Here is a 14,434-nt window from a genome sequence, read left to right as displayed (position 1 = left end):
CCCAAAGCCACCTTGGCCTCATCAGGCGTGAGCGAAGGTCAACAGGGACGCGTTCTGACGGTAGAGAACGGGCGCCGGTACCCAGCGGAGGTACGCGTCGCGCAGCATGCGCGGCAGAGGGCGCTCGTACTGCTCGATCATGCTGAGTCTGCGGGAGAGGTGGACCATGCGCCGGGCACGGGCGCGGCGCATCGACTCGTAGGTGCGCAGCCCCTGTATGGGGTCGGTTGCCGAAGCGAGGCTGCGGGCCAGGATGACGGCGTCCTCCACCGCCGTGCCCGCACCCTGACCGAGACTTGTCAGCATGGGGTGGGCCGCGTCTCCGAGAAGCGTGACGGGTCCCTCGCCCCACCGCTCGAGAAAGGGACGGTCCTGGGCAGGCACGCTGATGATCGCGTGCTCGGGCGTGACCCGGATCGCCTCCTGCACCTCATCCGCCCATCCCAGATAGGCCCGGGCGATCTCGCCCTTGCCGCCGTTCCACGCGCGTGCGGTCGCCGGCGGCATGTTCTTCGTGCCCCACCAGTACGCGTGCCCGTGGCCGATGTCGATGAGCCCGAAGCGCTGCCCGGAACCCCAGTAGTGACGGACACAGCCTTCGGTGAACCGTCGGTGCGAGAAAGGCGCTGTCGCGAGCCAGCAGACGTACCCGGGTTCGCGTGGTTCCTCGGGCCCGGCCAGCTGACGGCGTATGGCGGAACGAATGCCGTCGGCGCCGATCAGCACATCCCCCTGTGCCTCGTGACCGTCCGTGAACCGCACCCGGACACCGTGCGCCGTGGATGTGTAGTCCACCGCGGAGGCGCCGAGGCGTACGGACCTGTCGCTCAGCTCCTCAAGGAGAGCCTGCTGCAGGGCGGCCCGGTGAATGTTGACACTCGGCACTCCGAGCCGGTCGCCGATCTCCTTGAGGGGCAGTTTCCTGACCAGGCGTCCAGCGGCATCGAGGAAGAGGAAGGTTTCGATGGCCCGTCCGCGCCGCTCCAGCCCGAGGTCGATGCCGATGGAGCGCAGGGCGGTCAGTGCGTTGCTCATGAGCGACAGTCCGGTGCCGGCCGGCCAGAGGTCACTGGCCCGCTCGTACACTTCGACCTCGATTCCGACCCGGCGCAGGGCGACAGCGGTGGTGAGGCCGCCGATCCCCGCGCCGATGACAAGCGCCTTGGGTGTCCGCCCCCGCTTCATGCTGTCGTTTCTCCTTCCGGTCCCCGCTCGGGTCGCCTGGTCACCTCACGGATGCGTTCCGCGACGATGGAGACATACGGTTCCTCCATGAGCTGGAGGTGGTCACCGGGGACGTCGACGACGTCGACATGGCCGCTGGTCCACGTCCTCCAGCCGTTTGCCGGGTCGCGGTGCGCGCTGCCGACGGCGTTGTGCGCCCGCTCAAGTACCGACGGCAGCGGCGCGGTCGCACGCAGGAGGGTGAGCTCCTGGTCGCAGAGGCCCGGACGGTAGTCGAGCAGCGCCTGCCAGTTGGCCCGGAACACTCGGAACAGGCGGCGTACCAGGGCGGTCGATGCGCCGTGCGGCAGGGCACCCCTTTCCACCGCGCGTCGCAGGATGTGGTCGAACCGCTCCTGCTCGCTCAGCCCCGCGGGAAGGGCAGGCACCGGAGCGTCGCCTCCGCCGTCCAGCCGGAGGAGTTCCCACAGGAACCACTCGGACAGCTGCTCCTCGGACACGCTCCGGAACGTCCCCGGAGTGATCGAATCGAGGAGCACGAGGCGTTCGACAGCCGCCCCGGTGGACTTCAGCCGACGTGCCATCTCATAGGCCACGAAGCCGCCGAACGACCAGCCGCCCAGCGTGTACGGGCCCTCGGGCTGCACCTTCCGGATCGCGTCGAGATAGCTGCGGGCGAGGTCGGGGATGCTGCGAAGCGGTTCCGTTCCCGGTTCGGCTCCTGCCGCCTGAAGGGCGTAGACGGGCTGGTCGTCGGGAAGGTGCCGCGTCAGGCGGGCGTAGCACAGGACGTTGCCGCCGATGGGGTGGACGAAGAACAGGGGCGGCCGTGTGCCGGATCTGCGCACCGGCACGAGGGGGTCGAACTTCCGCACCGCGCTGCTGCAGCGCAGCCGGTCGGCGAGCGCATCGACTGTCGGTGCCTCGATGAAGGCGGACAGCGGGACGTTCACTCCGTATCGTTCCTCGATCATCGTGACGAGCCGCATGGCCGTCAATGAGGTCCCGCCGAGCTCGAAGAAATCGTCGTACACCCCCGGCGTCGGCGTGTGCAGCAGCTCGGAGAGCATCTCGGCCAGGCTGCTTTCGTATCCGTCGCGTGGTGGGACGTGCTCCGCGGACGCGGCCGCCGGCGCCAAGGGCACGGCGCGCAGCGCGGCGTCGTCCCGCTTGCCGTTCGGTGTCAGTGGCAGGCTCGGCAGCCAGATGAACCGCGAGGGCACCATGTAGTCGGGCAGTGCGGTGCACAGCCGCCGCCTGAGGTCGCCGAGATCGAGTGAGGCTTCGTCGCCGACCAGGAATGCGGTGAGGAAGGCTGGGGCGCCCTTCGGGCAGCGGGACACGACCGCGACCTCGCGCAGGACCGACTGGTATCCGGCGAGCTTCTTGACGGCCAGCTCCACTTCGCCGGGTTCGACGCGGAAGCCGCGGATCTTCACCTGTGCATCAGCCCGCTCCAGGCATACGACGGCGCCGCCGGGCAGCACCCGACCGAGGTCGCCGGTGCGGTAGAGCCGGGCAGCGGCCGGTCCCTGAGGATGCGGGATGAAGCGCTCCCGGGTCAGCTGGGGCTGTCCTTCGTAGCCCTCGGCGAGGCAGTCACCACCGAGGTAGATCTCGCCTTTACCGCCCTCGGGCACCGGATGTAATTGGTCGTCCAGCACCCGCACTTCAACACCGTCGATGGCCCGTCCGATGGGGGGAAGAGCCGGGAAACGGGCCGGGTCCCCCGACATCGGGTAACTCGTCGCCACATGTGTCTCCGTGGGCCCGTACTGGTTCTCCAGCAGGCAGCCGGGCAGCGCGGCGCACAGCCTGCGGATCTCCTCCGTCACGCGGAGCTGCTCGCCGGAGGAGACCAGGACCCGCAGGCGGCGTGGATGCAGGCCCAGCATATCGGCGGCCTCGGCGAGTTGTTGCAGCGCGACATAGGGGAAGAAGACCCGCTCCACGCCCTCCCGATCGAGGAGGCGCAGCAACTCGGGCATGTCGCGGCGCAGCTCGTCGGGGACCAGCAGGAGGGTGCCGCCACCGCACAGCGTGGAGAAGATTTCCTGGAATGAGACATCGAAGCCGAGGGGTGCGAACTGGAGTGTGGTGGCGCCGACGGCGCCGCTCGGTGCCCGGTTCTGCCATGCCACGAGGTTGGCCAGGGCGCTGTGCGGCATGGCCACGCCCTTCGGGTGGCCCGTGGAGCCGGAGGTGAAGAGCACGTACGCGGTGCTCCGCGGCGCGATGGGCGGCAACGGCGGCTCGCTCGTGTGCGTGCCGCGCCCTGCGCCCGCAAGGAGCGACTCGACGGGCAGTACGTCCGATTCCATTGGCACCAGATGGGCGTGACCGGCGTGCGCGATGACGCGGAACGGCCGTGTCTGCGCGAGCATGGCGGCGATCCGCTCCTGGGGGTAGCTGACGTCCAGCGGTACGCAGGCGGCACCCGCCTTTGCGATGCCCAGGACCGCGGTGATCATCGCCGGTGAGCGGTCCATGGCGATGCCGATACGGGCCCCGGGCGGCGTACCGAGGGAGAGCAGTCGTCGCGCTACTCGGTCGGCGGCCTGATCCAGCTCCTCGTATGTCCACCGCTCTTCGGCCATGGAGACGGCGACCGCACGCGGGGTGCGCAGGACCTGGCGCTCGAACCGGCGCACGACGTCACCGGGTTCCTCGGTGAGGAAGCCGAAGCCGGCCTCTTCGTACGGGTGCTGCACGATCCGTTGCAGGATCTCGGCGTACCGGCGGCCGAACAGGTCGGCCTGGGACGCGGTGAACACGCTGCCGTCGCAGTCGATCCGCAGCTCCAGGTGCCCGTCCCGGGGGTCGGTGATCGCGTTGACCAGGAGCGGGAGGTCCGTCTGCTCCCAGACTTCGAGACCCTCCAGGCGCAGGTACGCCGAGCGCAGCAATGGCCCGAGGACATGGAAGTTGACGTAGTTGAACGCGGTCCGCAGCATGGCGTCGCCGTTGTGACCCGCCTGGATGGCGCTGAGCGGATAGCGCCGGTGCGGTTGGCTGTCGCGCTCGCTGCTCTGCACTTCGCGCGCGGCTTCGAGCCATGTCCGCGCGGTGCCGCTGAGTCGCACCGGGAGCGTGTTGAGGAACAGTCCGGCGGTCCGCTCCGCCCCGGCGTGCTCCGGGCGTCCATGGGTGACCAGTCCCGTGACGACCCCGTCCGAACCTTGAAGCAGCTTCAGTGTGAGGCAGTGTGCGGCGAACAACACGGACTTGACGGGCATTTCATGAGTATGTGCGAAACGGTGCACCTCTGCCGTGAGCTGGTCGGGCAGGGCGATATGCCGTACGACCAGACCGCTCTCACCGGGAGGTTCGTGCGGCTGGAAGGTGTCCAGGCACGCGAGCGATGCTTCGCCGAGCGAATCGTGCCAGAACTGTCGGCTCTCCTCGGAGGCCAGGGCGCGTCGCTCGTCGAGCGCATGGGCTGCGAACGACGGCAGCAGGGCTTCGGGCACTGGTGCTATGTCCTTGCCGAGGGCGCACAGGTAGTCCTGGAGCAGCTCACACAGCACATTCGCCACGCTCCACCCGTCCAGAAGCGCATGGTGGAAACTGAGGACCAGGTCCACCGCGCCGGACGGTAGGACGTGCACGCGGAACAGGCACAGCGGGGGCTTGTCGAACACATACCGGTGATGGCGCCGCTGCTCGATGTGCGCCCGTACCTCGGCCTCGGCCGTCTCGGGGGAGTGCGAGCGGAGATCGGCGACCTGCAGGCTTTCTCCGGCGTCGGCCTGGCGGTGCACGATCTGCAGCGCCTGGGAGAAGCCGGACAGGCGGAACGAGGAGCGCAGAACCGGGTGGCGGGTCACGAGCCGCTCGTGTGCCCGCCGGAACGCGGATTCGTCCCAGTCCATTCGGAGGGTGTAGCGGAAGACGTCGTGGTAGACGGCCGTCTCCTCGTGCTCGCGGCTGTGGTACAGCATTCCGAGCTGGAGCCGCGTGGCTGGGTAGGCGTCCTCGGCCTCCGCCAGCCCGGCCATGTCCACGCTGAGCACGAGATCGAACGGCTTCGGCCAGGGGTCGGCCGTCTCCGCGGTGGCCGGCGCCGTCGACACGTGAGCGGCCAGCCCAGCGACGGTCGGGTAGCGGTGCATGTCGCTGAGCGTGAAGTGCAGCCCCTGCCTCTCAGCCTCCGCACGGATCCTGAGCATCAGGATCGAGTCCCCGCCGAGCGCGTAGTAGTTGTCGTGGATCCCCACAGAACCCACATCCAGCACCTCACGCCAGACAGCGGCGAGAGTCGTCTCCACCGCATCCCGCGGTCGTGCATCCGCCAGGGCACGGGTACGCGGCGGCGCAGGAAGCGCCTGACGGTCGGCCTTGCCGTTCGGGGTCAGCGGAATCCGGTCGATGCGTACGAAATGCGTCGGGATCATGAACTCCGGCAGCGTGGCGCCGAGATGGGAGCGCAACAGCGCAGGGTCGGTGTCCTTGTCGGCGACGTAGTAGCCGACAAGGTGTACGCCGCGGGCGCGGGACGTCCGGGCGTCGACCACCGCGCTCCGCACACCGGGACAGGCCGCCAGCCGGCTCTGCACCTCGCCGAGCTCCACGCGGTGGCCGCGGATCTTCACCTGCTCGTCGATCCGGCCGAGGAACTCCAGGGTGCCGTCCGCCAGCCACCGGGCGAGATCGCCCGTTCGGTACATGCGCTCCCCGGGATGGAAGGGATCCGCCACGAATTTCTCATGGGTCAGCTCCGGACGGCCGAGGTATCCACGGGCCAGACCGACGCCCGCGATGCAGAGTTCGCCCGGTGCGCCGACGGGCTGCGGTTCGTCGTCCCGGCCCAACGCATAGAGCCGGATGTTGTCGATCGGCCGGCCGATCGGCACCCTGCTGACGGCCTCGGCCACCTCGGTGGCCCACGGGGCCTCGGGGCCGGGAGCGAGATCGAAGTACGACACGTCGACCGTGGCCTCGGTCGGACCGTAGAGGTTGACCAGCCGCGGGGCCGCCGTGCCAGCCTCGGCGAACAGCCGGTGGAACCGTTCGACGAGGTCAGGTGGCAGGGCTTCGCCGCTGCAGAAGACGAAACGCAGATGCTCGGCAGTGGCCGGCAGAGCGGGGTCGTTCTCCAGCAAGTCGAGGAAGGGGCCGAACATGGACGGCACGAAATGCGCTACGGTGACGCCCTGTTCGGCGATCGTACGCAGGATGGCCTGCGGTTCCTTCTCCTGGCCCGTCGGCAGAAGGGCCACGCGCGCCCCCGCGATGGCCCACCAGAACAGCTCCCACACGGAGACGTCGAACGAGCTGGGCGTCTTCTGCAGCAGCACATCGCCGTCACCCAGCGGATAGCGCTTTTGCATCCAGGCCAGACGGTTGACCACCGAGTGGTGCTCGACCATCACGCCCTTGGGCCGACCGGTGGAACCAGAGGTGTAGATGACGTAGGCGAGGTTGCGCGGTCCCGCCACCGGTTCGAGCGGGCTGTCCGGACCCCGCCGCAGACCGTCCAGAGTGATCACGCGAGTACCGGTAACGACAGACGACAGTGCCGATCCGCCCTCGCCACGAGTGACCCGGCCGGTGGTCAGGACGGCCTTGGCACCGCTGTCGTTCAGCAGGAAGCGGACGCGGTCTGCCGGGTAGGCCGGGTCGACGGGCACATAGGCGCCACCGGCTTTCAGTACCCCGAGCAGCGCCATCAGCAGCTCGGGGCCGCGCTCCACGAGTACGGCCACCCGGTCATCGGGGCGTACTCCCTCGGCGCGCAGTCTCCAGGCGACCTGATTGGCACGTGCGTCGAGTTCGGCATAGGTCAACGCCGGATGCGCAGCGGTCGCGACGACAGCGATCCGATCGGGCGTGCGGGCGACCTGCTCCTCGAAGAGGCCATGAAGTGTCTTGTCACTCGGGTACGGGGCCTCGGTCGAGTTCCGGGCACGGACGAGATCGTCGTGCTCCTCGGGGGTGAGCATCGGCAGATTCGCCACCGGCTCGTCGGGCTGTTCCACCGCCTGCTTGAGCAACGTCTTGATGTGCCGGGCCGCCGCCTCGATCGGGAAGTCCGCGTCGAAGACGTCAAGTGCGTAGTCGAGGTCGACCTGGACGTCGCCGACGTCGTCGAACTCGCGGACGTAGACGGTCAGCGCGTCCTGGGTGAGACCGTTCGACAGGGCGACTCTTTCGACCGAAAGCCCTGGAATGGTCTCGGGGCCGGGCAGCCGCAGATAGGAGATGGTCACGTCGAAGAGGCGCCGGGGACCGGTGTCGTGCGACGGCAGAGCACGCAACAGATCCCCGATGGCCAACCGCTCACGGCGCTTCATCATGAACGAAGACGTCTCGACCTGGTCGGCGATGTCGTGCATCGACAGTCCGCTGTGCGCGGAGACACGGAGCGGAAGCACGCTGGCGAAATGGCCGACGGTCTGCTTCGCCGCCATCCCGCGGCGATTGAGCAACGGAATCCCGAGGCCGACCTCCTCGCAGCGATGCAACCGGGAGAGATACGTCGCGAACGTCGCAGTGACGAACGCGAAAAAGGATCCATCCCGTTCGCGGATCCGGTCGATGAGCTTCCGCTCGAGCAGGAAGGTGTGGCGGACGCTGCGGCGGACACCACCCGAGGTGCGGTCCGGGCTCTTGGTGGGAAAGAGCGGAGCGGAGAAGTCCGCGAAGGTCTCCTGACAGAAGTCACGGTCGTGCTGCCACTCGGCCGAACTGCGGTAAAGGGACTCGTCTTCGGCATAAGTGAGATATGAGGGTGGCGTGATCTCCAGAGCGGACCCGGTGCGAATGACGTGCGCATAGTCCGAGAGGATCTGCCGCATGAACTGGTCCATGCCCCAGCCGTCGACGATGATGTGGTGCGCCATCAAGAAGAGGTACCCGACGGACTCGCTCTCGCGGAGCAACGCGATGTCGAACGGCCGTCCACCATCCAGATCGAAGGGGCGGCGGGCCGCGCTTTCCATCCAGGCCCGGCAAGCGGCCTGTGGGTTGTCTTGCGCCGACAGATCGACAATCCGAATCTCGGGCACGTCGTCCTCAAGCCACTGCACGGGGGTTCCCTCGCGCTCTGTGAAGCGCAGCCTGAACGCATCGTTACGATGTATGGCTCTCCGGCAGCACGCCTTCAGGACACCGAAATCTGCCTCACCGGAAATCCGTAAGGCCCCGCCGATATTGAAACTGGGCATATCGGGAATGTGAGAACTAGCGGTCCATATGTCTCGCTGATATGCCGTCAGTGACGTTGGCAAGGCCGAACTCATGGTCGTCCCTTCGAAAGTAACGCAGTGAAACGGGGTGACGCGTCGCGGGGGAACGAAACCATGCCGATAATGACACGAGCAAGTTACGCCGAAAATGGTGTGGCACCCCGGCACGTGGCCGTTCGGTCACCGAACAACAAAACGCCGGAGCGTACGCCGAAGGCCCTGGAGACCACGGTCACAGCACAACTCGGCCATAAGGTCCGTAGGCGGACAACGTCACAACGCCGGAGGCAGCTCCCAGTCAGACACGGTCGAAGACCTCGCCGAGATCTGCCCGGCCAGATACCCCGAGTTTGCGGTAGGCGCTGGTCAGATGGCGCTCCACGGCGCGCGCGGTGACGTGCAGCTTTGCCGCGATCTCCCGGTTCCGGGCGCCGGCGGCGGCCATACGGACCACCCGGAGCTCGCTCGATGTGAGCGTGGACCAGCGATCGCCGCCCAAACTGCGGGGCCGGGCGCCCGAGTTGGTCAGCTCAGCACGTGCTCGCTCGACCAATCTGACCGCCCCGCACTGCTGCGCCACGTCGACCGCGCGGCGCAGGTGCGCCCGTCCGGGGACGAGATCGCCGAGGGCTATTTCAGCCACGCCGTAGTCGATCAGACTACGGACCAGGTCAAGCTTGGCGCTCGCCTCCTCCTGGCGCGCGACCGCAGCCGCCAGCGCGCGCCGGCCCTCCTCGCCGCCTATGACGACGCCCAGCGCCCACAGCGCCCGCCCGACCACCCGGGGGGTGCCCCACCGCTCGGCGAGCTGCAGCTCCTCCTCAACCAGGCGGCGGGCCGGTTCTCGCTCGCCCAACATGGCGAGCAAGATTGCAGCGTCGGACCGCCACGTCAGCAGTGCCGGGTTCGCAAGCCCGTGCCGCTGCAGCCGGCGCCCGCATTCCAGTACTTGGGTGAGCGCTCCCTGCAGGTCTCCGGATGCCGCCCGCAGCCGACCACCGGCGAGGCTGAGCACGGCGTCCTCCCAGCCGTCCATGTCGCCGTCGCCCTGGTACCCGGCTGTCGCGTGGACAAGAGCCGCCGCCTCCTCCGTCCGGCCGCAGTCCAGCAGTACGCTGATCATGTGAGCGGCCGCACTGGTGCGGAAGCAGCTGGATGGCAGCGCAAAGAGCTCGTCGACCGCCGGGGCAACAGTGGCCAGTGCCTCTCGTAGCTCGCCTCGGCGCTGATGCACCATGGAGCGGCCCAGCGCGGCCGCTGCCTGCAAGATGCGTGCGCCGGTGCGTCCCGCTCCGGTTCCGATGTCGTTGAAGACCCTTTCCGCGTCGGACAGATTGTCCGTACAAACCAAGCCGAGTGCCACGAAGTAGGCGAGTTCGGAACAGCCCTCACGGACCATGAGGCCGGACCGGAACGCCTGGGTGGCCAACGCCCGGGTATGTGACGACGAGCGTCCGGTCAGCGCCGCCTCCAGGGCTTGGACACCCAGTCGCAGAGCTTCGGCACCCGCCGCGAACTCTCGAGGCGGGGCCTTCGTGACGGTCGCGTCCGGCGAGCTTGCAGGGATGGGCAGGCGGTACTGCGCCCCGGTGGCCCGGGCCAGCGTGCACTGAACACGTAACAGTGCCTCGATCTCCTGCCATACAAGCGGAGCGTTGTCGGGCGCCTCGTCAGTGGCGACCGTGGACCAGAGGCTGGCCCCGGTGTCGACAAGGACGTCGACGGCGGCGCCGAGTCTCCCGCAAAGCAAGTGAGCAGTGGACAGCAAAGCGGCCAGTCGGCCACGCCGGTTGGGATCGTCCGCGGTGGCCACGGCCTCGCTGAGGTACCTGCAGGCAACGGCAGGATCCCGGTAGAGAAGTACGCGGCCGAGGTCGGAAAGCAGGTGTTCGCGCTCCTTCCGGCAGACTGGTTGGCGTAGCGCGCGGCGCAAGTACGCCGCGGCATCGTCCGGGGCACAACGGCGGAGGGCGTCTCCCGCGGCGGCGCGCAAGGCGGGAACCACCCATGGCTCGGCAATCGGCTGTGCAGCACGCAGCACATGCTCGGCCACCTGCTCGTTGCCGGCGCCGGCGTCGTGGCTCAGCTGGGCGGCGCGGAGCCGGAGTGCGGACCGCTCGGCCATGGTGACCTCGTCTTCCAGCGCTGCGCGCAGGGCCGGGTCGGTGAAGATCAGGCCGGGGGCGCTGGGCAGCACCACTCCTATGCGCTCCAGACCTTGGAGGGCTACAGCCGCGGCTCGCTCGTCGAAGCCCGCAAGAGCGGCGACGAGGCGCGCGTCGGCAGCCTCGCCGACAACGGCCGCCAATCGGGCCAGCGCCGCAGTCTCCGCCGACTCCCGGCGAATCCGGGCAAGTGTCATCCGGACGCGCAATTGCCCTGCTAACTCGGCGAGTTCACTCAGCGAGCAGCCCCTGCTGCTCGGCTGCGGACGGCGCATGGCACTCAGTAGTTCGTGCACCAGCCGAGGGTTGCCGCCGGTGGCGGCCTGAAATGCGTCGGCGAGGCGGGTGTCGCCCCGGTACGAGTCAGGCGGGCCGTCGTGGGGCTGCGTGCCGATACTCCGCCCGAGGAGCCGGTCGATCCCCCCGACGGACAGCGCAGGCAGTTCTATTCGCCGGCATCGAGGGTGGTTCAGCACCTCGTGACCGAACCACCCCCCAGGGGCAGGTGTGGTCGTCCCGGCCACGGTAGAGGTGACCGCGAGGAGAGCGCGTACGCTGTCGAGGCGGCGAGTGAGGTAGCCGAGCCACTGGATGGACTGCTCGTCGCACAGCTCGAGATCGTCCACGGCGATCACCATCGCCTGGTCCCCGCCCAGCCCCCGGATCGTCTGGTGCAGGCCATTGAAAACCTCAAACAGCATGGGCGGCGCCGGTGCGGCTCCGGCCAGGGGGACATGTTCGGCTCCCGGCGTCCCCTCGAAGAGCTGCCGTACGACTCCGAAGGGCAAGTGTCGCTCGTCAGCGGAACAACGTGCTCCCAGAACCTGGACGCCGCGAAGGCGCTCCTGAGCGGTCCATGCGTGGAGCAGTGCCGTCTTCCCCAAGCCGGGAGAGCCTTCGATGAGAACCACGCCACTTGTTCCGCCCCGTGCGCGGCGGGCCAAGTGTTCCAGCTCAGCGAGTTGATCGACGCGCTCGATCAGTTCCACCAACGATGTTCCTTCCCCGAAGGCCGTACCGTGAATTCCTCGAGGGAGAGTATGAACTGATCGCGGCTCACCTGCGGCAAGCCCCGGCCGCCGTACGCAAGCGGGTCTCTTGCCGCATGCCTGGCAAACGGCATCACCGGCTGTGGTGGTGGGTGCCCGGAGCGGGATTCGAACCCGCACTTGTGCCGCTTTTAAGGCGGTTGCGTCTACCAGTTGCGCCACCCGGGCCGAGGCTCATGCAGGGTCCTCTCGTGAAGGCGGCCTGCGGTGTGCCTCTTATGGGTTGGACGCGACGCGACGGAGGCTGTGACGGTGAGCCCGGTCACATGCGAGTGTCCCGCTCTGGCGGTCACCCTCACAGGTGGACAGCTGCATCGCGGGGCGGCGCCTGGGACCAGGCACACTCAAGAAGCCTCCCTGACTCAAAGGTTGAGATGTGAGACATATCCCGCGGGTATCCAGAGGTCCCCTTCTGTGTACATTACTGCTTACTGAACCCGGTCGCCCGCACTAAATTGAAACATCGCAAAAGCGTAAGGAATGAAATGAGTGAGCCGGCCGAACCGTATGATCTGATTGGCGTGGGGATCGACTCGTTCAATGCGAGCCTGGCCGCTCTTGCCGAACCCCTGTCCGACCTGCGTGTCCTCTTTCTGGAGGCGAAATCCAGACTCGCCTGGAACGTAGGCCTGCGCACCGAGGAAGTGCGGGCTTGTATCCCCCTGCTCGGCGATCTGGTGACTCTTGTGGATCCCACCAGCCGATGGTCTTTCGTCTCGTACTTGAGGGCGAACAATCTCCTATTTCCTTTTCTTTCATTGAGGCGGACTCATATCTCTCGTCAGGAGTACGAACACTATTGTCGGTGGGTCGTCGGCTCTTTGCCGCCTTGCGTGTTCGGCCGGTCAGTCCAGTCTGTTCGGTGGGACGCGGAGGACCGGCTCTTTCACGTCGAGCACATGGATTCGTGCGGACGAAAAACCGTGGAGCGCGCGGCTAACGTCGTGCTCGGTGCGGGGGCCGCGCCTGTGGCGACTCCGCCGTCTGGACAGGGCGCAGCCACAGCCGACGTTTTCCTCAAGCGCTCATGGGAGAGGCCGGAGCGCGATTCGCCGCACCACGTGAACGCTGATAACGCCCAGCCTCAAAAGGGCGGAAATGTCCCCATCCCTGAGCAATGGCGGCACGGCAAGAGCAGCGGATTCGATGAAACGATTACCGAGATCTACGACAGCTGCGCCATCGACCGCATTGTCCTCGAAAGAGGCGACATGCCTACCTCTCCCGCCTTCCTTGATCCTCTGGTTTCTTTCATCGAGTGGGATTCCCCCGGCCGCTATGCAGTTGACTCCCACTTCCGAGTCGCTCTCACACCGCAGATCAGCGGTTCGTTGTTCGTGCACAAGGCGGAAATTGACATTCCCGGGCCGGGCGTCTTCAACCTGGGCCTAGCGGCCTGGCGCAGCGCAACCATCATCAACGCGTTGCTTGGCCGCGATCAATACGGCCTCTCCGATCTGCATGGCGCCTACAACCCAGTCTCTCCGGTCGGGGCCCTGTAGGGAAGGATCCTCAACGCAGTTGGGCGGCATCGCACAAGCGCGGCCTCTTCCCCCGGCCAAGCGGGAAATCTGACATCCGACTACCCCTGCCATATTACGTTCCGTCATAGGCCCACTTGGTGCACATCTATAAGGTAACTGAAAGTAACCGGATGTGAGGCAGAGGGGCATGCGACCGGGCGAGCGTGGCATTTTCGCAACGGCTGTGACCGTGATCTGCGTGGCCACCGTGGTGGCGGCGTCTGGCACGGCTTTCACGAGTCCGGGACCGACGCCGGCGTCGCCCGCGCCCATTTCCTCTGCCATCTCCCCACAGAACATGGACCCGGGGGCTGTCCGCAAGAAGCTCGACCAGCTCTACCACGACGCGGCCGTCGCCACGGATGCCTACAACGCCGCACAGGAGGCTTACAAGAGGCAGTCAGCGCGCATCGACGCGTTGTCCAAGGAAATCGTCCAGGCGCAGCAGAAACTGGCTGGTTTGAAGAACGCGGCCGGTGCTGCGGCCCGCGCCCAGTACCGCACTGGCGGGCTGCCGCCCACCGCCCAGTTCCTGTTCAGCGACGATCCGCAGCAATTCCTGGACGGAGCCGGGGCGATGCTGCAGGGACAGCGGGCGACGAGCAAGCTGATCGTCGAAATGACACGCACGCAAGAGGACTTGAAGCAGTACGCCGAGGACGCCTCCGCGCAGCGGAACAAGCTGGAGGACGACCGCAGGACCAAGGCTGCGGCCAGGAAGAAGATTCAGCAGCAGATCGACGAGGCCAAGAAGCTCGAGTCCCGACTGGAGAAGAGGGAGCAGGATCGGTTGGCCCAGTTGGAACAGGAGGCTGCTCGCCGGGCGCAGACAGCCTGGCTGGGCACCGGAATCCTCAAGGAGATCGACGGCAAGGCCTCCGCACAAGGCAAGCTGGCAGTGCAGTTCGCCACGGCCCAGTTGGGGAAGCCGTATGTGTGGGGTGCCGAGGGTCCGGACTCCTTCGACTGCTCCGGCTTGACCTCCCAGGCCTGGGCGGCGGCCGGTCATCCCATTCCGCGCACCTCGCAGGAGCAGTGGAAGGAGCTCAGGCACGTCGACATCAAGGACATGCGCCCCGGCGACCTCATCATCTACTTCCACGACGCCAGTCATGTCGCGATGTACGCCGGCGACGGCCAGATCATCCAGGCCCCGCGTCCCGGCCGTACGGTGACGGTCTCGGGTGCCGGCGCGATGCCCATCCTCGGAGTCGTACGGCCAGACGCCTGACTTGATCTTTAACGTGTGCGGCGGGGCTTTGGGGTGGTTGTCTTCTTCTTTTGCCGTTGCGTTGGCGGTGCTTCCTTGGGTGTGTGCACGTCGT

The 14,434-nt window shown here is 67.2% G+C and carries 5 protein-coding genes and 1 tRNA gene; 2 read left to right on the top strand and 4 right to left on the bottom strand.

Annotation, left to right across the window (positions count from 1 at the left end):
- Positions 1-21: 21 nt before the first annotated feature.
- The 4 genes from ABZ624_RS35385 to ABZ624_RS35370 all read right to left on the bottom strand — a co-directional run bounded on the left by ABZ624_RS35385 (position 22) and on the right by ABZ624_RS35370 (position 11,754).
- Positions 22-1,185: an FAD-dependent monooxygenase gene (locus ABZ624_RS35385; protein ID WP_360098455.1), complete on the bottom strand. Its 1,164-nt coding sequence runs from the start codon at positions 1,183-1,185 to the stop codon at positions 22-24.
- The gene (locus ABZ624_RS35380; RefSeq protein WP_360098452.1) at positions 1,182-8,426 is read right to left on the bottom strand and encodes an amino acid adenylation domain-containing protein; all 7,245 of its coding nucleotides are present in this window, start codon (positions 8,424-8,426) and stop codon (positions 1,182-1,184) included. The genes ABZ624_RS35385 and ABZ624_RS35380 overlap by 4 nt, the downstream gene beginning before the upstream one ends.
- 244 nt (positions 8,427-8,670) lie before the next feature.
- Positions 8,671-11,526, bottom strand: coding sequence for an AAA family ATPase (locus tag ABZ624_RS35375; protein WP_360098450.1), 2,856 nt, complete (start codon positions 11,524-11,526; stop codon positions 8,671-8,673).
- A 153-nt stretch (positions 11,527-11,679) separates the two neighbouring features.
- Positions 11,680-11,754, bottom strand: a tRNA-Leu gene (locus ABZ624_RS35370).
- A gap of 317 nt (positions 11,755-12,071) precedes the next feature.
- Here ABZ624_RS35370 and ABZ624_RS35365 point away from each other — a divergent pair.
- Positions 12,072-13,088, top strand: coding sequence for a SidA/IucD/PvdA family monooxygenase (locus ABZ624_RS35365; protein WP_360098448.1), 1,017 nt, complete (start codon positions 12,072-12,074; stop codon positions 13,086-13,088).
- A gap of 169 nt (positions 13,089-13,257) precedes the next feature.
- Positions 13,258-14,340, top strand: coding sequence for an NlpC/P60 family protein (locus tag ABZ624_RS35360; protein ID WP_360098446.1), 1,083 nt, complete (start codon positions 13,258-13,260; stop codon positions 14,338-14,340).
- The last annotated feature ends 94 nt before the right edge of the window (positions 14,341-14,434 follow it).

This window comes from Streptomyces sp. NPDC007205 (genome assembly GCF_040634095.1).
Classification (GTDB): Bacteria; Actinomycetota; Actinomycetes; order Streptomycetales; family Streptomycetaceae; genus Streptomyces.
The sequence above is the reverse complement of the archived record's forward strand: the minus strand, read 5'-3'. Positions and strand labels throughout refer to the sequence as shown.

Coding starts and splice junctions, on each gene's coding strand:
- ABZ624_RS35385 (WP_360098455.1), bottom strand. CDS start 1,185: ATGAAGCGGGGGCGGACACCCAAGGCGCTTGTCATCGGCGCGGGGATC.
- ABZ624_RS35380 (WP_360098452.1), bottom strand. CDS start 8,426: ATGAGTTCGGCCTTGCCAACGTCACTGACGGCATATCAGCGAGACATA.
- ABZ624_RS35365 (WP_360098448.1), top strand. CDS start 12,072: ATGAGTGAGCCGGCCGAACCGTATGATCTGATTGGCGTGGGGATCGAC.
- ABZ624_RS35360 (WP_360098446.1), top strand. CDS start 13,258: ATGCGACCGGGCGAGCGTGGCATTTTCGCAACGGCTGTGACCGTGATC.